Raw genomic sequence first — 21,363 nt, 5'->3', positions numbered from 1 at the left:
AAAAGCGCCGAGTCTGTCAGTTGATGCCGGCGCTCTTTCTATTTTGTGAGGTGGAAATTTGTGTATATCGATATTACCATCGACTTAAAAAACTATGATGGCAGTGTGTTTGATTTGAGACTATCAAATTATTTACATATTAAACAAGTCATCCATATCGCCTGGCAGGCAAAACAAATCTCACTACCTAAACGAGATGGCGGATGGGTGCGTGTAGTCAATAAGAAAGCTGTGTTTTCAGGCGAATATAAGCTGTTAGACTGTGGAATCACCACAGGAGACAGGCTGGAAATACTATGAAAGGACTTTTATAAATGGCAGATAAAAAGAGTTCCTATTTAGAAGAACAATTAGAAGCAGTCATGAAAAAAGAGGAAGGTACTTACACCTTCATTTTTCAAAGAGAGACAATTAAACTCTTAGACGGTTTAGAAGCGGCACCGATTAAAGACATCAATCCTTCATTTAAAAAAGAGATCCAATTAACCGAAGGTGAGGTCATCATTTCGATTCAACCGCCTCCTGCCTATCAGGAATTTCGATTCATCCATGCAAAGGATGAAAAAAGCAAATGGATTTTTTCATACCAGCTTGTCGATGCAGTGTGCAAACACGACGTGAAGCGGCTGCACCCTATTGTTTCTCCTGAAAACATTGTTTTTCATCAAGGCTTAGCGCCTGCATTTTTGCATTACGGGGTTAAAGAAAGCATCCCGCCATATGAAACCGACCAACACCGTCTGTTAAAAGAGGTCAAAGCCGTCATTCTTCGAGTGGTGGACCATGAATATCAGTTTCAAGAATATTTGGCTTATCATGATACATTGAAATTATCTGAGCGGGCAAAGGAAATAAGTGATACACAGTCACTGGAAGAATTGTCTGCTTTGATTCAACAAAAAATAGAAGCCATCGAAGCAAAAGAAAAGACGCTCTTAACCATTCCAAAAAAGAAATGGAAGATTGAACGATACATTGGACTGGGTCTCCTTGTTCTTTTGATTCCTGCATTGGTGTATACCATTTACACGTTCTTTTTCGCCATGCCGAAACAAGAAGCGTATGTGGAAGCGAACAAATATTATCTCAATAAACAGTACAGCCAAGTGGTGGATACGCTCGAAAAATACAAAGCCGATCAAATGCCAGTCTCTCTTCAATATGAACTGGCCATTTCGTATGTGCAAACGAATCAAGGAAATCTATTGCTTGACCAGCACAAAAAAGAAATCACGGATACGTACACATTGCAGACAGACCCGCAATACTTCCTGTTCTGGATTCATATTGGACAAGGCAATAGCAAGGAAGCTCTGGATATTGCAAGGGTGCTCGGGGACGACCGATACATATTCACAGCGCTCGTCGCCTACCGCAATGAAATTCAAAATGACGACAGCCTATCTGCTGAAGAAAAACAAAAACAGCTAGATCCAATCATTAAGGAAATGGCGAAGTATGAAGAAAAAGAAACAACGGAGACGAGCACCAATGACTCCTCAGATGCAAGCCAAACAGATGAAACAGCTGAACAAAAAGAGCAGTCAAAAGCCGATCAGGAGAAAAAAGAGAAAGAATCTGATGCAAAAAAGAAAACCTCTCAGACGAAAAAAGATGAGAAAAAATAATTCTTTCGATACAACTGACAGTTGGTGCTGTCCGATGAGGAGGTGGAGCGTTTGAGTCTTCTATGGGTTTTTTATGAGGAAGATTATCAAACCGTCCGTTTAGATGAGCAGTTCAACCGGGAAGCTGTGATTGGACCTGAAATAGAGCATACAGTAACGATTCCTTCCCTTTCGTTTGATAAAGGATTGATTCGTTTATCTCCAGATGAAACGAATGACGGCTTTTCTCTTTATCAGGGCGAAAAAAAGAAAGGTCAATTACTTCCGCATGAACCATGTCAGGTTGGTTCACTCACACTCATATTGATGGATTCACATCATGATCAATCCATTTATTACCTAGGAAATAGAGTCGAAGTGACTATTTCAAGGGAAGAAATAGATGAAGCGGATGTGTGGAAAGAAGAAGCCCATTCAATGTTTCAAGATGCCAAATCCTTCACGTTGGAAAAAATAGAAGGCACTTGGTATGTGATTCCCCAAGATGAAACGATCTATGTGAACGGGAAACAGCTGCACGGTCCACAGCAGCTTCTTGCAGGAGATGAGCTATTTTATAACTTTTTGACGCTGTCATTGAAAGATGATGATTTATTGCAAGTAACAGCATTTGAACCATTTCAAACACGTTTAGAAAAAACAAGGCCGCCGAGTACCGAAACGAAACAAAAATATCCTTTATACAGACGAACACCGCGTTTGATTTACGATCTGCCAGATGACCGGGTGTCTTTCAGCTTTCCTTCACAGGAGAGTGAAAATAACGGCAGAGGACTTTGGCTTGTAGTTCTCCCGCCGCTTGTCATGCTGATTGTCATGGGGATCGTTGCCCTTGTACAGCCGCGAGGTATCTTTATTGTCGTGTCGATGGCAATGTTTATTATGACGTTAATTACATCGTCCGTTCAATACTTTAAAGAGAAATCCCAGCGCAAAAGACGAGAAGAGAAGCGGCAACGCGTTTACTCTCTTTACTTAGAAAATAAGCGGAAAGAGTTACAAGAGCTGTATGACCGTCAACAATTTATTTTAACGTATCATTATCCATCATTTGAACAAATGAAATATTTGACGTCAGAAATCAGCGGGCGTATTTGGGAAAAGACGCTTGTCAGTGATGATTTTTTACAGCTGCGTCTAGGGACAGGTGCAGTTCCTTCAAGTTATGAATTATCGACGAGCGGCGGCGATATGGCCAATCGTGACATCGATGACTTAATGGAACAAACCCAGCATATGCAAAACGTCTATCGCGAGGTAAAAGATGTACCGATTACGTTCGGTCTTGCGGACGGTCCAACCGGATTAATAGGAAAACCAGCAATTGTCAAAAATGAGCTTCACCAGCTTGTCGGCCAGCTTGCTTTCTCGCACAGCTATCATGATTTGAGATTTGTTTTTATCTTTAATGAACAGGAGTATGAGAACTGGGAATGGATGAAATGGCTGCCGCACTTTCAGTTGCCTCATACATACGGAAAAGGGTTTATTTACAACGAACAAACACGTGATCAGCTCTTGTCTTCTATTTATGAAATATTGCGAGAGCGTGATCTGGAAGAGGAAAAAGAGAAAAAAATCTTTACGCCTCACTTTGTGTTTATCGTGACAAACCATGAACTCATTGCGGAACATGTGATTTTAGAATACCTAGAAGGCAGCCGGACGGATTTAGGCATCTCAATTATCTTTGCGGCAGAAACAAAGGAAAGCTTGGCTGAAAATATTTCAACGCTTGTTCGTTACATTAACGAAGAAGAAGGAGATATTCTCATTCAGCATAAGAAGGCCGTACGAATTCCATTTCAGCTGGATGCACATGAGCGAGCGGACAATGAGCTGTTTGCCAGAACCTTAAGAACATTAGATCATCAAGTCGGGATGACCAACTCGATTCCAGAAACGGTTTCCTTCCTTGACCTGTTTCATGCCAAACAGGTAGATGACATTGGCATTCGTGAAAAATGGCTGACATCTGAAACAGCAAAGTCATTATCTGTGCCTATCGGTTATAAAGGAAAAAACGATATTGTCGATCTGAATCTGCATGAAAAAGCACATGGCCCACATGGTCTGTTAGCGGGAACAACGGGATCAGGAAAAAGTGAGTTTTTACAGACGTATATTTTATCCTTGGCTGTACACTTTCACCCGCATGAAGTGGCGTTCCTGCTTATTGATTACAAAGGAGGCGGAATGGCGCAGCCGTTCCGAAATATTCCGCACTTACTTGGTACGATCACAAACATTGAAGGTAGCAAAAACTTTAGTGAAAGAGCGCTTGCCTCTATTAAAAGTGAACTGAAGAAAAGACAGCGCTTGTTTGATCAGTATCATGTGAATCATATCAATGACTATACGAAACTCTATAAAGAGAAAAAGGCGGAACAGGCGATGCCTCATTTGTTCTTAATCTCTGATGAGTTTGCTGAATTAAAAAGTGAAGAGCCAGATTTTATTAGAGAGCTTGTCAGTGCCGCGCGGATTGGACGAAGTCTCGGTGTCCATCTCATTTTGGCGACACAAAAGCCCGGCGGGGTCATTGATGATCAAATTTGGAGTAACTCCCGCTTTAAGGTCGCATTAAAGGTACAAGATGCATCAGACAGTAAGGAAATTTTGAAAAATAGTGATGCCGCGTCGATTACCGTGACAGGTCGTGGATATTTACAAGTGGGGAACAATGAAATCTATGAGTTATTCCAATCGGCTTGGAGCGGTGCACCGTATATGGAAGATGGCTACGGATCAGAAGATGACATCGCCATTGTAACGGACACTGGACTAATCCCATTATCAGGGGTAAGTACAGAGCCGGCTGTGAAAAAAGAGACAGTGACGGAAATTTCCGCTGTTGTGGATGAAATTGAACGTATGCAGCAGGAGCTTGGAATTGAAAAGCTTCCGAGTCCATGGCTTCCACCGCTTGAAGAGCGGATTCCAAAAACACGTTATGCATCAAGTGAAGAGCACGTCTTCCATTTCGCTCTTGTCGATGAGCCAGATCAGCAAAGCCAGCATCCACTTTCTTATCAAATGATGGAGGATGGAAATATTGGCATCTTCGGTTCATCCGGCTATGGCAAATCACTTGCTGCAACCACACTGCTTATGAGCTTCGCAGAAAGATATTCACCTGAAGAATGGCATGCATATATTTATGACTTCGGTAACGGCACCTTGCTACCGCTTGCCAAACTTCCGCATACGGCTGATTATTTCTTAATGGATCAAATGAGAAAGATTCAAAAGTCGATGAAGCGTCTGCGTGAAGAGGTTGAATATCGCAAGCGTTTATTTAGACAGCAGGAAATGAGTCATATCAAAATGTATAATGCGTTGAATGAGAAAAAGCTTCCATTCATATTTATCGTGATTGACAACTTTGACATTGTGAAAGACGAAATGCATGAACTCGAATCTGAATTTATTCAGTTAAGCCGTGATGGACAATCGTTAGGCATTTATTTCTTAATCACAGCGACTCGTGTCAACGCAGTCCGTCAATCGCTTATGAACAACTTGAAAACAAAGATTGTCCATTACTTAATGGATCAAGGAGAGGCATACTCCATTATTGGCAGACCGAAATTCAGCTTAGAGCCAATTCCAGGACGAGTCATTATCAACAAAGAAGAGCTTTATTTTGCCCAAATGTTCCTGCCAGTTGAAGGAGAGAACGATCTCGAATTGTTTGAGCATTTAAAACAAGAGATCCAGCTTCTAGATGCTCGCTTTGAATCAGCTGAAAAACCAAAACCTGTACCAATGCTTCCTGATAAACTGACCATTTGGGAGCTAGAGAGTCGCTTAGAAGAACAAAAACAGCCGTATGACATTCCAGTCGGACTAGATGAGGAATCTGTGGCACCTGTTTACTTTGACTTGAAGAAGAATAAACACTGCCTCATCATCGGTCAAACGCAGCGAGGGAAAACAAATGTGACCAAACTGATGCTTGATCAGCTATTAGTAGCAAAACCTGAGAAGCTGGCCGTCTTTGATTCGATTGATCGGGGGCTCTCTCATTATGCAAAAGAAGAGAACATTGATTACCTTGAAACAAAGGATGATATCACAGAATGGGCAGAGGAAATAGATCGTTTATTCAAGGTGCGTGAAGAGATGTACGTCGAAGCTGTGCGCCGGGGAGAGACTGATCAGTTGTCGTTCTCTCAAATTGTGCTTGTGATTGATGGCATTACGCGTTTTCAGCAGACAATCGACCCGCGTCTTCAAGATCAATTGGCTGATTTCATGAAGTCATATGCACACTTAGGCTTCAGCTTGATCGCATCAGGGAATCATACCGAATTCAGTAAAGGCTATGATGCACTCACAAACGAAATCAAACAGGTTCGTCATGCCATGTTACTGATGAAAAAATCAGAGCAAAACATCATACCGCTTCCGTATGCAAGACAAGAACCAGAGATTCAGCCAGGCTTTGGGTATTTGGTTGAAAACGGGAAAGAGAAGAAAATCCAGGTTCCTTTATGTGCGGTAGAAAGGAAGAGTGTTCAATGACAGAGCAGCAAAAAAGCTCCATCAAAATCGTGTCGACCATGATACTGATTCTCGTCTTGCCGGTTCTATTTTTCCATCTCATTGGGGATGATCCGGCAAAACAGAAAAAGAATGCCACACGTAACATTGCCGTGGTCAATGAGGATATGGGGGCGAGCGAAAGTGAAAATACCGCTCGTTTCGGACAGGATGTGGTGGCGGCATTATCAGAGCGTCCAGATTACACATGGACAGTCGTCAATCGAAGTGCGGCAGAAAATGGACTGAAAAATAGAAAGTACGATGCAGTTCTCTATATTCCATCTGACTTCTCTAAAAATGTGCTGAGCTATGATAAGGATCATCCTGAGAAGGCATCTATCCAATTCTCAATCCAAGATCAGCTCAATGCAGTGAATAAAGAAAAAGTACAAAGAGAGCTAGAAAATGCTCAAAAGAAAATGAATGAACAAATGTCGACTTTATATTGGAGTTTTGTATCACAGGAAATCGGCAATGTCAGAGAAGAGTTTGAGCATATTGTTGGCAAAGAGGTCGAATTCCAAAACACGATGTACAACTTCTATAAGCCAAATTCAAACAAACTATCTGATGCCGTCCAGCAGCAGAAGAAACAAATAGAAGAACTAAAAAATGCGATGGCTGATTCACAAAAGCAGTATAAAGAAGGTTTAAGTACAACAGAAGAAGCGAAAAGCCAGCTGAAGGATTTCGTAAAAGTAGTCGATCAATATCAGCAGTATCAAGACAAACAAAAGGATCTCTTGATCAAAGCGCAATCGACAAGTAAAAAACAAATCCAGCAAGGACTCAAACAGCTTGCGGAGATCCAAAACCAAAATGCCCGCAGCTTTAGCGATCAAATGGGCGGACTAAAAACCGACATCAATGGGGTCCAAAGTCAGCTCAAAACAACAGACAGTGCGATTCAATCTGTTCAAAGGGCAAGAGAAGACGTAATTCCTAAGCAATCGTCAGGATTAACGGACCTTGTGAAGGCGTCTCAAGAAGAACTGCTGAAGAATTATGAAGGTCAATACTTAGAGGCCTATAAAAGTAAGATCATCGCCTTGCAGAATAAGCTAGAGGCAAAAAGGCAAGAGCTAATCAACGCACCTAAGCCGCCAGAAGATGATAATGATGACGGGCAATCAGATCAAGATAATGAGAACCCAGAAGAGATTGGCATTAACTTAGATGATGAAACAAATGAACTCTCGCAAATTTCATCAGAAATGAACGATCTAGCTGATCAATTAGAAGATCAGACTGCACCTCCTGCTAATGAAGATGATAAAGAGGGTGAAAACGGTCAGGATGCTGTTCAGCCAGATAACAGCGGCACGAATCAATCAAAAGATGACCTAAAAGCACTGTCTAATCGTTTAGAAGAAGTGAAAAAGAAGATTCAAGAAAAAGCGGCCGCTCATAACGACCAATTGCAAGACAAAGTAAGTCAAATGAGTAAGGAGCTTGAAAGCCTCACGAAAAAAGTAGAGAAGCTTGAAAAGATAATTCTAAGGTTACAAGATCGATATAACGTCATTCCGAATGAAATCAAAAATCAGGAATCCTCTATTTTAAACAAAGTGCAAGAGCTGAAACGAGTAAACTCGCCGATTGGCAACACTTTGAATACGAAAATATTTGATCAAGAGTTTAAAACAAATTCAACAAGCACCAAAAAGTTAATGGAATACTCCAATCAACTGTCTCAGCTAGAGATGATGCTTGGGAATCTATACCAACCAACAAACAATTCATCTCTACTAGACACAAAAGGAAATGAAATCCAGTCCATCCTTTCCATCAAAAAAGAAGAAACGGAAAACTGGGATACACTCAAAAATCAAATGCTGACGTCAAATGATGATGTGTCTACCTTTATTGATGAGATGCAAAAATTCTCAGATGGCTACGCAGAATACATTACGACTCAGCAGGCAAGCATGGAACAGGAATTAAATGCCATTTCTGAAAGTGCGGACAATGTAGCTGAACAAATGGCTGATCAAGGAGATGCGGTGTATACGGCAGACCTTGCGGGCAGTTCGATTGTTGTGAGTGCACAGGATTCAATTGGTCAGGAAGTGCTTCGTCTTTCTGAAAATATGAGCTCGTTAACCGACCGCCAAAAAGGGGTGGCAGATTATACGAATAATATTGAAGAAAGTGTCACAACCGTTCAAGAAAAAGCGGATACGCTGAATGAAAACTGGAGCAAGAATGTCAATTCTACGAAGCTTGTTCAACAAGATTTAAAGGGTATTTTAGGAAACACTTTAGACGATCAAGGCAACAGCAACTATGTGTATAACCATTTAGCCAATCCGCTGAAAATTAGCGGCGATGTGCCAGAAGAAAAAACGCAGACTGTACCCCCAGTAGTCATTTTGGTTATTGTCATGATCAGCAGTTTGTTGATTGGCTTTTTTAGCTCGTACTATGCGTCAGCGCCAATGCTGGTCAAAGGTGCATTGTTTGGTATTTTAAATCTGCTAGTCGGGCTCATGATCAGCCTGTTTGGACTCAACATTTACAAACTAGCTGATGACCAAGCCATTCAATGGTCGATCTTTACGATTTTGCTGCTAGTGGCATGCTCTGCCTTTATTCGCACAGCTTTCCTTTTCGGTTCAATTGCCGGATGGATGGCAGCAACGGCGCTTATTTTCTTCTTTGTTGCACCGTTAATTGATTTGGTCATGCCAAACTTCCATTTTACAAATCCAGTGACAGACGTGTATCTGTCCATCCAATATGGAAATGGAGACAACTTCGGTATGGGCATCACAGGGCTACTGATTTTAACGATATTGTTCATGGTCATTCCACTAGTGAAGAAGCTATGGAAAGACAAAACAGAGGAACGTGATGTCACTCATGAGGCTTAATCTATTCGTCAAAGGGATGGCACTTGGTGTCATATCCCTTTTTCTCCTCAGTCCTGCTGCTTTTGCTGCTACAGGTGAAGATACGGATACGAATGTCAAGCCGAATGAATATCAAGAAAAGAACCTCAATATTAATTCGAGTATATTGAGGGATCAAACGAAATACGAACAAAGCAAAACAACATCTAAAGTTAAAACGGACATTCACTTTGCTGACCCGCCTAAGACCTCTGGTGGTCAACTTTCGGAGCAAATTTTTAGTGATCTGAAGGAAAATCCGCCTAAAACGCCAGCTCGTATGATGAAAGAGATGAATATCTCTTTCAGCGATTCGGCTGTATCAACTCCTTCTGGCGATGATCATGAAAAGCAGAGATCAGCGCTTCTGCCGATCATTTTCGGCATCTTGATCGCCTTTGGCATCATTGTCATGATCATCCTGATTCCAAAGGTGAATGTGAAGACGGAAAAGAAATAGCCTGCCTTTTGAAAAGGGCAGGCTTTTCTTTATGCAGATTGCTTGATGTGATACCGATTCACTATTTAAAATAGTATTATTAAGGGAGGAGATTGTCATTCGAATTTCAATCGTCACAGGCGGATCAAAAGGATTTGGTTTAGCACTTGTCAAACAGCTACTTTCACGCGGGGATAACGTGTACACCGCTGCAAGAAGTGAGTCGCCACTATCGCATCCACACCTCACGCATTCACAGGTCGATCTCACAGAGGAGGAATCGGCTGCAAAATGGCTTCAGAGCATCTTGTCCTCGCAAACTCTCGCAGACGCTGATGACGTCTTGCTTGTCAATAATGCAGGAATGGTGACTCCTATCAAGCGTGCAGGGCAAGGCGGAGAGGATACGCTTCATCAGCATTATATGCTGAACCTTGTCGTCCCTGTTTTGCTCAGTCATGTGTTTGTGAGAGAGACACAATCCTTTGAGGGGAAGAAAACCATCGTGCATCTTTCTTCTGGAGCAGCTAAAAATCCGTACAAAGGATGGAGTGCCTATTGCAGCTCAAAAGCAGGGCTTGATATGTTTATGAGGACTTTACATGAGGAACAGCAGGACGAAGCTTATCCTGTCATCACGTTTTCCTTTTCACCCGGTACGATTGATACGGATATGCAGGGAGAGATTCGGAAATCCTCCAAACAGGACTTTGAACAAATTGAACGGTTTCAGCAATTACATGAAACAGGTACGCTAAAGAGCCCAGATGAAGTGGCCGGTATTTTACTAGACCTTCTAGCAGATGACCCAGCTGGCGGTTGTGTATACGATGCCCGTGAGTATGAAAAAAAGCAGTCATAACGGCTGCTTTTTTCGTATTGTACAAGCAAAGACAGCTTATCGAGCATAAGCTAATTTTGAGACTCATCGGAAATATGACAGAACATTTGAGTTTCTTTTCAGAATATGTTAGGATGCTAAAAATATAGATAAGGAGGGGTTTCCATGAGAAAGGTTACATTAATGGATGTTTACACCCATCCAGTCGCTCAAAAATATTTAAATCGTTCAGGAAAAGCCCATGCCATTGCTTGTGCTTATCACGCATTCAAACTGGCGATGCAGGCGGGGATTAACCCGGATCTTGCTGTGAAAGCAGCACTCTTGCATGACATCGGCCACTATGAATGGTATACAGCAGGCGGAGAATGGGATTACGAGACATATAGACGGAATGATATTCATGCCATTAAAGGGGCAGAGCGGGCACATAAACTGCTCATACGGCTCGGCGAGGAACCAAAAGCAGCCAAAGAGATTGCCCTTGCGATTTTGCTTCACACAGATTCATATTTGCCAGAGGGCGACCTGCATAAGGACACACTCCAGCAAATTGTGAAGAAAGCAGATGAAATGGACGAAGAGCCTGGTGGACACCATCATTACAGACAAATAGATGAATCACTTGCGCTCAAAAAAATTGCTGATTTGGATGAGAAGGTGCAGCAGGCGCTTCAGCCCATGAAACGCTCTGTTTAATACGGAATATCTCCATGAATCGTTCCGTGCTGATCCACATACAATGTGCGAATCACAGTACGGTTAAATGCCGATGTCCCTGACGCAGTGAGACCTGTGTAATGAACCGTGACGGAATAAGCACCTTCTTTTTTCAATTGAACGGCTGATGAAGAGCTCGTTTTCATTGGATGATCCTTCTCGGCATCTTTAAAATAAATGGTCTCTACAGTTTTGCTTAATCGTTTAATCAGCTTGCTCGAATGTGTCGATGCATCTCCTGATTTCGCTGCAGCGATTTTGATTTCTTCATTTAATGGTGAATCAAAGGATACAAGTAGTAAATAAGGATCCTTTTTTCCTGAATTTGATCGAATCGTCCATTTTCCTGGAACGGGTTTATTGATTTGAACATGGTGTGAATAGGCGCCTTCATATGGGAATGATGCTTCGGATGTCGTCAAATTGGTTAAGACATCACCATTTGGCGCAACGATTTCCGGATTGGCTTCCTGTCTCTCATTTAACCACTGAATCGATAGGCCATTCGTTCCTTCCTCTACATAGAACGCTTCTGTTTTATCCTTTTCACTTTCTCCGCCTTTTACATAAACGTTTGTATTTAGCTCTGAAGAGACTGGTTCTTGCTCTTGTTCGTCTTCACTTTCAGTGCTCGCGGTATTTGCACGCAGCTGTGCCTGAAATACGGGGAACATGCTTGTGCCGTTTTTGATCGAAAAGTGATCCCACTTTCCTGTTAAAATATTGTTTGCATATGCTAGCTTTGTGCTGCTGACCGTCACAGCGCCATCGTTTGCACCAAAGCTTTTTAAATAGATGCCGCCTAAATAAAGCACTCCGCCAAAGGTTCCCCAGTCTGAACCAGAATAGGTTACATATTTATGAGGAAACGTTTCCAGCTGATCGGTTTCACTTCGAAAAGCTGCCATCATCCCGGTTTGCAGAGAATAGAGCGCATCGCTCTTTTGTCCAAGGATTTGGGCAAGCCAGCTCCCGCCTTTGCTATAGGCTAAATCTGCAAGTGGCGTCCCATAATGTGGAGAGCCGAGTGTGATGACTTTCTCTACATATGGATGAGCGTTGTAATACACGAGTGCAGCCTGCGTATCCACCCCGCCTTTACTATGACCGATCACTATCAGTTTTCTGCCGAAAACGTCATAGATTTCTTTTAACTTTTCTGCTAATAGTTTCCCATTCTTTTTCATGTCCTGATCTGGATATAAATCTATGAACGCGCTTTCGTATCCGTTCAGAACAGCTTGTTTTGCCATATCGTTTCGATCAGACCATGTGGAGGAAGAACTGTTTATGCCATGAACAAAAACAAGTGGGGGTTTTGACAGGTCTTTTTGTACCGGCTCTTCTCCTTTAAACCACTTCCCTGGTGTACCGGGTGCATCTCCAATTGTGCCTGCGTGCGCATAACTTGCAGAGGATAGTAAGAGCATGACAGCAACGATACAGATTAATTTTTTCAAGATCATTCACCTCTTCAAATAATTTAAGATGTTGGCAGCACCAATCTATTATACTTCTAAAAATTGTAAAAAAATATGGGATGTAAAAATACGGTAATAATGTTGTGGGTTTGCTGAGTGACACTCACATGGGTCATTGCATACGCTGTGGGTAAATACACAAGTAAAGGGGCAGGTAGCATGGCACAACAAGGAAGTCCACAGCTTGTTTCATTAGTTGATCCATATGTTTATCAAACATTGCAGAAAGTAGTCGGTATGAGATTGATTGTTCAAACAGTGAAAGATACAGTACGTGGAAAATTGAAGGAAGTGATGCCGGATCATATTGTGATTGAGGCGGGGGCAAAATCAGTGTTTTATGTGCGGATCCAGCAAATCGTGTCGGTGATGCCTGATCACAGTGAAAGAGTGTAACAAGCAGACGCATAGGTGTCTGCTTTTTTCAATGCTTACAGAATGTATATCTGGAAAAAGTGCATGATATACCAATTGTTCTTTTTTTTTCAAAAAATATGGTTCTAAAACAAGAAGCAGTTGACAGAAGGTGGGTTGAATAGTAGTTTTTTAATAAGGTCAATACGTAACAGGAGGAGCATCTTTGTTAAAATCTAAAGTTCATTTTTGGACATTCCAAATATTACTGGTTTTACTGATTGTGTATGTATCAACAAAAGTTTCGTTTTTATTTCAGCCGATCATTTTATTTGCTTCAACGTTGTTTGTTCCTATCTTACTGGCAGGTATTCTCTTTTTCATCTTTAATCCAATTGTTCGATTTTTGTCGAAGAAGATTCCTAGGACGCTCGCCATTCTGATTATTTATCTTCTCTTCATCGGGCTTATCACGTTTATTTTCAATGCTGCTGGACCTGTCATTGTCACGCAGGTGGGTGGACTTGTCAAAAGCTTCCCAGGGTATGTCACGGACATGCAGAAATTTATCAACGACTTCTCGCATTCTAAAACATTTACGTGGATGATGAACCAAGATTATGTGTCTGTTTCAAAGTTTGAACAGTCGATCGTTTCGACATTAAAAGATTTACCGGAAAATATTGCTTCAAGTATGTCGGCGGTGTTTGGCGTGATTGCGAATATTGCCCTCGCTGTCATTACCGTTCCATTCATTTTATTTTACATGCTAAAAGACGGGCATAAGTTTCCGGACAAGCTCGTTCAATTTTTGCCAATGCCTTACCGTAAGGAAGGATTGAAGATTTTTAAAGAATTAAATGATACGCTTGCTGCTTACATACAAGGGCAAATCGTTGTTTGTTTATTTGTCGGAGTTGCTTGTTTTATCGGATACTTATTAATTGGTGTGAAATATGCGCTCATTCTCGGCATCATTATTGCGGTGACAAACGTGATTCCATATCTTGGGCCATATCTTGGCGCGGCACCAGCTGTGCTCATTGCTTTTCTTGATTCACCTGGAAAAGCGGTTGTGACTGTTATTGTCATTCTTGTTGTTCAGCAGATTGATGGAAACGTCATTTCTCCATTGATCATTGGAAAACGTCTCAACACACATCCGTTAACAATTATCTTGCTATTAATTGGGGCAGGAAGTTTTGGCGGAATCCTTGGCATGATTTTTGCCGTCCCTGTCTATGCGCTGCTTAAAGCCATCACACTCAATATTGTCAGATTGGTTCAGCTGCGTCAGCGCTCTAGAAAAGAACAGCATTTAAACGTTTAGGGCAGATGCACAACTTTTCCCTTTTTGCATAACATAACTCACATAAGAGAATAGGGAGGAGAAGGATGATGCCTGCGATTGTTGGACCCATTCATATTGAGTCTTTAGGCGGGAACGGCGCGGCTACATTTGGTGATGTACTAGCCATTGCCCCTTTGGCTGTAGATCACTCAGCCGGAGGAGCGGGAGCTTTTAATTCAGGTGATTATATGTCCCTGACAAGCGATCCGAATGCCACCATGCTTTGGGACTTTACACTGTTTGGCCAGCCTCAATCATTTAATGCATAGAAAGACAGCTGATCATACGACATATCAGCTGTCTTTTTTATGTTGGATATACACGTATTGTTCTGCTAGGCATATGATGAGGGTAGTAAAGGTGGTGGAAAGATGCCAGCAATTGTTGGACCCATTCATATTGACCGTGTCATTGGAAACGGTTCTGCACATTTCGGCGATGTGTTTGCCATTTCGCCAAAAAGTGTGGATCACTCCGCTGGTGGTTCAGGCACCTATAATGCAGGAGACTTTGTTCAATTTTTCAACAATCCAAACGTCACATTTGTTTGGGATTCAAACCTGATCAGCCAGCAAAAGAGCTTTAACGCATAGCCAGCTTTGAAAGGGTCTCCTTTTCAGAAGCTGTCTTTTTTTATGGTACAATGGATAGAAGAAGGAAGAAGAAAAGGGGGAGAAACAAATTAAATGAAAATAAGAAAAGCACATCTGACAAGCGGGCAGCCAACAACCTACAATGTATATTTGCATGAAAATAAAAAAGAATATAAAACGCTTGTCGCTGTACCTGATATGGAATGGAGTATTTCTATCGCGTATGAAGACGAAAAAACGCAACTTGAGCAAACACTAGAACAATCTTTAAACAAAAGAGTAGAAATAGACGAAGCCCGTGAACTCGCGCAAAAAATTGTGCACTGGGTCACAGAAATGTAAATTCACAAACCAGGAGTGAAAACAGCAATGAAAGAAGAATCCGTAGACTTTTATTTGCAGCAAGGGATATTTGGACATGCTGAAACAAAACCCGATGAACGAAGAATGTTTCTCGGTTCATTAAGAGAACGTGCTCTTCTCGCTCTGACAAAAGGGCAAGTATCGAGACATAAACCGTATCAAGAGGTAGAGCAAGTATTGAAGGCATACCGAGAGGCCACTGTTCTTTTAAATGGTGAATTGTCTTATGCTTCTTATTCTCCATATGTCAAAATGGCAAATGCCGCTGGTCGTTCTTTTAAAGTGGTCAACCATCACGAGTCACATTCACCAATTGGGCTTGTCATAGAGGTGCCGCATGCGATTAATCAAGAGCATATCTATATAGAAGATGAGCTTTTTCAAAAAGCTTTTTCTCGCGAATCTGTTGAATAGGTTTCCCTAGTGAAATGAATAAGCTATAATGATTCAAAAGAGCATATGGGAGAGGTGCGGATGGGCAAAGCATTGATTTGTATTGATTATACAGTTGATTTTGTTGCAGACGATGGAAAACTGACGTGCGGAAAGCCTGGACAGGCGATTGAGTCAAAGATCACAGAGATCACTTCTTCATTTATTGATGAAGGACACTTTGTTGTTTTTGCCGTCGATCATCATGAAGAGCAAGATCCATATCATCCAGAGACAAAGTTATTTCCGCCCCATAATATTCGCGGGACAGAAGGAATTGAACTTTACGGAAAACTAAGTTCACTATTTCACACGTCAACACATTTAAAACATGTCTATTATATGGAAAAAACAAGATACTCTGCTTTTGCAGGCACTCAATTAGAAATGAAACTGCGCGAGCGTGGCATCACTGAACTTCACCTAGCCGGAGTGTGTACCGATATTTGTGTACTTCATACAGCTGTTGATGCATACAATAAAGGCTTTGAACTTGTGATTCATGAGAATGCCGTGGCGAGTTTTAATGAAGCGGGGCACGAGTGGGCACTTTCTCACTTTGAGCATACGCTTGGTGCGAAAGTGGTTAAGTAAGGGAAGGAGAATGGAAGTTGGAGCATCGGTTTATTGACGACAGTTTATCACTACATACAGATCTTTATCAAATTAACATGGCAGAAACGTATTGGAGAGACGGCATTCATGAGAAGAAGGCAGTCTTCGAACTCTTCTTTAGAAAGCTTCCATTTGACAACGGCTTCGCTGTATTTGCTGGTTTAGAGAAAGCGATTGAATATTTATCGGACTTCTCCTTCACAGAGAGCGACCTTGCATATTTAAAAGATGAACTCGGTTATAAAAGCGATTTCATTGAATACTTAAGCGGATTGTCTTTTACAGGGACACTTCATTCAATGAGAGAGGGAGAAATTGTCTTTGCGAATGAACCTATTATGCGCATCGAGGCAACGCTTGTTGAAGCTCAGCTAATTGAAACGGCACTGCTCAACATCGTGAACTTCCAGACTCTAATTGCAACAAAGGCGGCTCGTATTAAAGGAATCATTGAAGATGAGACAGCATTAGAATTCGGAACAAGACGTGCGCATGAAATGGATGCAGCCATGTGGGGAGCAAGAGCAGCACTGATCGGCGGATTTCAGGCAACAAGTAATGTCCGTGCAGGGAAACGCTTCAATATTCCCGTATCAGGCACACATGCCCATGCTCTTGTACAAGCATATCGCGACGAATATACCGCATTTAGAAAATATGCTGAAACACATACAGACTGTGTCTTTTTAGTGGATACATACGATACGGTCAGATCAGGTATTCCAAATGCGATTAAGGTAGCGAAAGAATTCGGTGATAAAATCAACTTTATTGGAGTCAGACTTGATAGCGGAGACCTTGCCTACTTGTCTAAAAAGGCGAGAACGATGCTGGATGAAGCTGGATTCCATGACGCTAAAGTCATTGCATCAAGCGATCTTGATGAACACACCATTATGAACTTAAAAGCACAAGGTGCAAAAATTGATGTATGGGGTGTTGGAACGAAACTGATTACCGCGTTCGATCAGCCAGCTCTTGGTGCTGTATATAAGCTTGTATCGATTGAAGAAAACGGTCAGATGAATGACACGATCAAAATTTCTTCTAATCCAGAGAAAGTGACAACACCAGGCCGTAAACGAGTGTATCGCATTATCAATCAATTGAATCATCACTCTGAGGGAGACTACATTGCCCTTGAAGAAGAAGATGTTCAAAGTGAAGATAAGCTGAAAATGTTCCATCCAGTTCATACATTTATCAGCAAATTTGTGACAAATTTTGTGGCAAAGGACCTTCATGTCCCAATTTTTGAACAAGGGAAGCTGGTGTATGATAATCCAGATATCCAAACGATTCAAGCATATGTGCAGGACAGTCTTGGCCTCTTCTGGGAGGAATACAAACGAATCAGCAAACCAGAAGAATACCCAGTCGATTTGAGTCAAAAATGCTGGGATAATAAGATGCAGTTTATCCATGATGTGAAAAATAAAATCAAAAAAGAGCTTTATGAAAGCTGATTACCCCGGGAAAGGAGATCATCAAGCCAGATGGTCTCTTTTTTTTGATGTTGGACGATTCAAAATGAACCTTATGGGCAATCATTTGGTATACTGAAAGCACATCTTGTTTGTCGTTGCATAAAGGAGGAATGGAGCAGTTGAGGGTGTTTGTTGCAAGGCAGCCTATTTTTAACAGAAAAGAACAAGTCGTATCATACGAGCTGCTTTATAGAGATAGTGAAACCAATACATATAGCGCTGAAGATGGTGATCAAGCGACAACGGACCTCATTATCAATAGTTTTTTAAACATTGGCATCGAAACACTGACAGAAGGAAAACGATGCTACATCAATTTCACTGAAAGCTTGCTTTCGTCTGATCTGCTCACTTATTTTGATCCACATCAGCTTGTGATCGAAATATTAGAAAATGTACCGATTACCCCGGCACTTATTATGAGATGTAAGCAATTAAAAAAGTGGGGATACACGATTGCGCTCGATGATTTCTTCCTGAGCGGAACACATTTTCAAGACAAGTTACTCGATGAACTCCTCTATTGCATTGATATTTTAAAAATTGATTTTCTGAAAACAACATGTGAAGAACGAAGAGACATTTTACATACATATAAAAAGTATCGACTTCGATTCCTTGCAGAAAAGGTAGAAACGCGAAAAGAATATGAAGAAGCGTTAGAAGCTGGCTTCCATTTGTTTCAAGGATATTTCTTTAGTGAGCCGCACGTCATTTCGGGACGAGCCTTATCGACTAGCTTCCACGCATACCATCAGCTATTGAATGAGCTGAGCAAGGAGCAGCCGAATATTCAGACCGTGACGCACTTCATAGAAAGTGATCTTTCCCTTTCATATCAATTATTAAAAATGCTGAATTCTGGCGGCATGAGACGTCTTTATCAAATCAAGAGTATTCGTCAGGCGATTATCTTGCTTGGGTTTAATGAAATAAGGCGATGGATCTTTATCCTTTCATTTAAAGAGCTGAATGTCCAAGCCAACTCAAGCCAAAAGGAAATCATCAAAATGTCGTTCATTCGTGCCAAAACGTGTGAACTCATTGCCGATCGGACTGGACGAGAGCATCCCGCTTCTTATATGCTAACAGGTATGTTTTCACTCATTGATACGCTTGTCAGGGCGGACATTACCGAACTTGTGAAAGAACTGCCGCTTTCGGATGAAGTGGGTGAGGCACTGCTTGGCTATGAAAATGACTATTTCTTTGTGTTAGACGTTGCTAAACGTATTGAGCGAAATGAATGGGATGATGAGATGTTAGGTGGAAGTCTCCCTAAGAAGGAAGCCTACGGCTGTTATATAGAAGCCATTGAATGGTGTCACAAAATGTTTGAATCTTAAGAAAAGCCGCTCACACTAGAGCGGCTTCTTTCTTTGTTATCCCCACTGTAAAAGTAGAAAAAGCCTGCTTGAAGAGAGGGATAAGTAGATGCGGATGCCTTCGGGACTAAAGCGGATATCGATATTGCTTTTCACCCCAATCTGCTTCAGCATTCGAATCACACTTGCGGTGTCAGCACGTTCAGCAGCTTCCATGATTCGCTGTCCAAACGAAAGCGAACTGGAAATCTGCTGTGTAATGAGGGATGCATCAGCAACGAGACGGGTTGATTCCTTTGCAGCCTTTTGAAACGCATGAGCATCTACTGGAGGAAAAGTCATAGGTGTTCGCAGGTATGCGTTCCCCATTGCGGGAACCTGCAAAGGTAGATAAGGAACATAGTAAAACACATGGTCACCTCTTCTCTCAATGAAGTGAATTTGGACGGATATCTGTTCTAAATGTATGAAGAAAATCCGAATAAAGAATCAAAATGATCTTTCTACCTTTGCATATTCATCATAAAAATAGGTACTTTTGCGGTCAATTTCGGTGAATGTCACCAAAAAATTGCGGTGTCTACAGTAGAGCCTGTCGTCTGACCTATAACATGAAAAACCGAGGAAACAGAAGGGATCGTATGTTCTGTTGCGTAAGAATTGTGACGAATGATGCCTATTCTTGTCGCGGAAATGACGCATTTCCTTTGAAATTGAGATAAAAGTATCATTTGAAAAGTCTGAAAATGATGAAAAAAGACCTATTGAATTTTGCGGCATCACGCACACATTTTGTGCATACTTTTCGGTGAAAAAATACTCAATAGCATTTACACTGTTAGTAACAGATCAAATACTTATGACCCAATCAACATACACAAATACATTGATCTTCCAAAAAAGGAGAGTGGAATCGATGGAAAAGTATGAAATCGAAGAACTTAAACAACTATTATGGAAACTTGAAAATGAAATTAGAGAAACAACGGCTTCTCTTCATAACATTAACAAAAGCATTGATCAATACGACAAATATGAATATGTGAAAATTTCTTAAAGACTTGATAACCATCAAGTCTTTTTTTTTATCCAAATACATACAAAAAAAGGATATATTATTATATAATTGTTAAATAGTGATGTCAGTGGACATTTGCTTCTTTCTTTTTAGTAAAATAAGAGGCGAGAGGGTGAGGATCAAGATCGAGTATGCTAAACTATCTAGAGAATACAAAAATCAAGCAGAAAATGTCTGGTTTTATTCAACATGCAGTCAGGCAAAACGATTTACAAAAAATGCTTCTCGAATTTACAGATATAAAGAATGAATTTCCTTTTGGGCAATTGGCTTACCAACATTATGAGGCATTTGGCGGACAAGACAAGCAAGCGATTACAAAACTGGCAGCAGGGATTGAACTTCTCATCTTATCTGCCGATATATTAGATGATATTGAAGATCAGGACAAAGATTCGTATCCTTGGATGAAGTGTCAGAGCGGAATTGCGATGAATGCAGCAAATGTTCTTTTTGTATTGAGCTTTGAAGTCTTTTCAAAGCTTGATCATGCACCGGAGCTTTTAAACAGTGTATACTCCTATTCCATTCAGTCAATGCAAGGACAGCATTTGGATATGACACTGGAGCCGGAGAATGAGAAGGATTGTTTAAATATCATGAAGTTAAAGGCAGGATCACTGTTTGTGTTACCCTGTATGATAGGGGTTATCTTGGCAACAGGTTCATTTGAAAAAAATGTAGAAGAATATGCTTATTATCTAGGCATGGCAGAGCAGCTTGAAAATGACTATGTGGCTCTTTTTAATAAAAAGAATATTGATTTTAAAAGAATGCAAACATTACCGCTAGTATATTTAAAAAATGAATTTAATCCATCCAGTTCTGACTTGCTCAGTTATTATCAATCAGAGGATAAGAGTATTGGCTCTGAAGAATTAAAGGATAAATTAAAAGAATCTGGCGTTCAACAATATGTATTTATTATGAGAAACCTTCTCAGAAATAAGTTTAAAGAAGCATTCGAAATACTACATTTAGAGGCTTCTAAAAAGGAAAAGCTAATACTTTTTTTAATTGGAGATGGAGAAGATGAACATTCAGAAACTAGTTAGTTATCTAGTGGGGAATCCCTCGGCATTAAAGCAAGTTGCAAATGGAAATGCATCGTTACTTCACGTTGATCAAGTGACTGCAAGCATTATTGTTGAAGGTTTTAAAAAAGAAGACACCATTAGATCAAAAAAATGGAAAGATGCTGGGTGAGTATAAAGGGT

Annotated in this window: 21 protein-coding genes; 19 read left to right on the top strand and 2 right to left on the bottom strand. The window is 41.0% G+C overall.

The window, feature by feature from the left end; translation table 11 throughout:
* Positions 1-60: 60 nt before the first annotated feature.
* The 7 genes from NST57_RS15775 (at position 61) to NST57_RS15745 (ending at position 11,046) form a co-directional block, all read left to right on the top strand.
* A complete protein-coding gene (locus tag NST57_RS15775) occupies positions 61-300 on the top strand; it encodes an EsaB/YukD family protein (protein WP_341298826.1) in 240 nt (79 codons plus the stop codon).
* A gap of 14 nt (positions 301-314) precedes the next feature.
* Positions 315-1,628 (top strand): type VII secretion protein EssB, encoded by a 1,314-nt coding sequence (essB, locus tag NST57_RS15770; protein ID WP_142155899.1) that lies wholly within the window; start codon positions 315-317, stop codon positions 1,626-1,628.
* 51 nt (positions 1,629-1,679) lie between these two features.
* Positions 1,680-6,155 carry a type VII secretion protein EssC gene (gene essC, locus NST57_RS15765; RefSeq protein ID WP_341298825.1) on the top strand — a complete coding sequence of 1,492 codons (4,476 nt, stop codon included), beginning with the start codon at positions 1,680-1,682 and terminating at the stop codon, positions 6,153-6,155.
* Positions 6,152-9,049, top strand: coding sequence for a type VII secretion protein EsaA (esaA, locus tag NST57_RS15760; protein WP_341298824.1), 2,898 nt, complete (start codon positions 6,152-6,154; stop codon positions 9,047-9,049). Before essC ends, esaA begins: the two co-directional genes overlap by 4 nt.
* Positions 9,030-9,527: a type VII secretion protein EssA gene (gene essA, locus NST57_RS15755; RefSeq protein ID WP_341298823.1), complete on the top strand. Its 498-nt coding sequence runs from the start codon at positions 9,030-9,032 to the stop codon at positions 9,525-9,527. Before esaA ends, essA begins: the two co-directional genes overlap by 20 nt.
* A 97-nt stretch (positions 9,528-9,624) precedes the next feature.
* Positions 9,625-10,368 carry a (S)-benzoin forming benzil reductase gene (locus tag NST57_RS15750; RefSeq protein ID WP_341299230.1) on the top strand — a complete coding sequence of 248 codons (744 nt, stop codon included), beginning with the start codon at positions 9,625-9,627 and terminating at the stop codon, positions 10,366-10,368.
* A 144-nt stretch (positions 10,369-10,512) separates the two neighbouring features.
* Positions 10,513-11,046, top strand: a complete 534-nt coding sequence (locus tag NST57_RS15745; RefSeq protein ID WP_007500462.1) for an HD domain-containing protein — start codon at positions 10,513-10,515, stop codon at positions 11,044-11,046.
* On the opposite strand, the gene NST57_RS15740 is transcribed toward NST57_RS15745, so the two are convergent.
* On the bottom strand, positions 11,043-12,527 hold the full coding sequence (locus tag NST57_RS15740; RefSeq protein ID WP_142155894.1) for a PGAP1-like alpha/beta domain-containing protein: 1,485 nt from the start codon (positions 12,525-12,527) through the stop codon (positions 11,043-11,045). The genes NST57_RS15745 and NST57_RS15740 overlap by 4 nt on opposite strands.
* A 180-nt stretch (positions 12,528-12,707) precedes the next feature.
* Between NST57_RS15740 and NST57_RS15735 the strand changes: the two genes are divergently transcribed.
* The 9 genes from NST57_RS15735 to NST57_RS15695 all read left to right on the top strand — a co-directional run bounded on the left by NST57_RS15735 (position 12,708) and on the right by NST57_RS15695 (position 19,089).
* A complete protein-coding gene (locus NST57_RS15735; RefSeq protein ID WP_003213721.1) occupies positions 12,708-12,944 on the top strand; it encodes a YuzF family protein in 237 nt (78 codons plus the stop codon).
* Between the two features lie 184 nt (positions 12,945-13,128).
* Positions 13,129-14,232: an AI-2E family transporter gene (locus tag NST57_RS15730; protein WP_142155893.1), complete on the top strand. Its 1,104-nt coding sequence runs from the start codon at positions 13,129-13,131 to the stop codon at positions 14,230-14,232.
* Positions 14,233-14,300: 68 nt separating this feature from the next.
* Positions 14,301-14,522 carry a spore germination protein gene (locus tag NST57_RS15725; protein ID WP_142156193.1) on the top strand — a complete coding sequence of 74 codons (222 nt, stop codon included), beginning with the start codon at positions 14,301-14,303 and terminating at the stop codon, positions 14,520-14,522.
* Positions 14,523-14,624: 102 nt separating this feature from the next.
* Positions 14,625-14,846 carry a spore germination protein gene (locus tag NST57_RS15720; RefSeq protein WP_008345878.1) on the top strand — a complete coding sequence of 74 codons (222 nt, stop codon included), beginning with the start codon at positions 14,625-14,627 and terminating at the stop codon, positions 14,844-14,846.
* Between the two features lie 93 nt (positions 14,847-14,939).
* Entirely contained in the window at positions 14,940-15,188 is a 249-nt protein-coding gene (locus tag NST57_RS15715; RefSeq protein ID WP_142155892.1) for a YueH family protein, read from the top strand.
* Between the two features lie 27 nt (positions 15,189-15,215).
* Positions 15,216-15,623: a DUF1694 domain-containing protein gene (locus NST57_RS15710; RefSeq protein WP_142155891.1), complete on the top strand. Its 408-nt coding sequence runs from the start codon at positions 15,216-15,218 to the stop codon at positions 15,621-15,623.
* A gap of 60 nt (positions 15,624-15,683) precedes the next feature.
* Positions 15,684-16,235, top strand: a complete 552-nt coding sequence (locus NST57_RS15705; RefSeq protein ID WP_025207909.1) for a cysteine hydrolase family protein — start codon at positions 15,684-15,686, stop codon at positions 16,233-16,235.
* Positions 16,236-16,252: 17 nt separating this feature from the next.
* On the top strand, positions 16,253-17,722 hold the full coding sequence (locus tag NST57_RS15700; RefSeq protein ID WP_007500472.1) for a nicotinate phosphoribosyltransferase: 1,470 nt from the start codon (positions 16,253-16,255) through the stop codon (positions 17,720-17,722).
* A gap of 140 nt (positions 17,723-17,862) precedes the next feature.
* On the top strand, positions 17,863-19,089 hold the full coding sequence (locus NST57_RS15695) for an HDOD domain-containing protein (RefSeq protein ID WP_142156192.1): 1,227 nt from the start codon (positions 17,863-17,865) through the stop codon (positions 19,087-19,089).
* A gap of 36 nt (positions 19,090-19,125) precedes the next feature.
* Here the strand turns inward: NST57_RS15695 and NST57_RS15690 are convergent, their stop codons facing one another.
* Positions 19,126-19,479 (bottom strand): inner spore coat protein, encoded by a 354-nt coding sequence (locus NST57_RS15690; protein WP_142155890.1) that lies wholly within the window; start codon positions 19,477-19,479, stop codon positions 19,126-19,128.
* A gap of 505 nt (positions 19,480-19,984) precedes the next feature.
* On the opposite strand from NST57_RS15690, the gene degQ reads away from it, so the two are divergent.
* The 3 genes from degQ (at position 19,985) to comX (ending at position 21,352) form a co-directional block, all read left to right on the top strand.
* Complete coding sequence (gene degQ, locus NST57_RS15685; RefSeq protein WP_003213123.1) at positions 19,985-20,125, top strand: degradation enzyme regulation protein DegQ; 141 nt, start codon at positions 19,985-19,987, stop codon at positions 20,123-20,125.
* Positions 20,126-20,277: 152 nt separating this feature from the next.
* Positions 20,278-21,201, top strand: a complete 924-nt coding sequence (locus NST57_RS15680; protein WP_142155889.1) for a polyprenyl synthetase family protein — start codon at positions 20,278-20,280, stop codon at positions 21,199-21,201.
* Complete coding sequence (gene comX, locus NST57_RS15675) at positions 21,179-21,352, top strand: competence pheromone ComX (protein WP_142155888.1); 174 nt, start codon at positions 21,179-21,181, stop codon at positions 21,350-21,352. The genes NST57_RS15680 and comX overlap by 23 nt, the downstream gene beginning before the upstream one ends.
* The last annotated feature ends 11 nt before the right edge of the window (positions 21,353-21,363 follow it).

The organism is Bacillus sp. FSL M8-0077 (assembly GCF_038050255.1).
GTDB lineage: Bacteria > Bacillota > Bacilli > Bacillales > Bacillaceae > Bacillus > Bacillus altitudinis.
The sequence above is the reverse complement of the archived record's forward strand: the minus strand, read 5'-3'. Positions and strand labels throughout refer to the sequence as shown.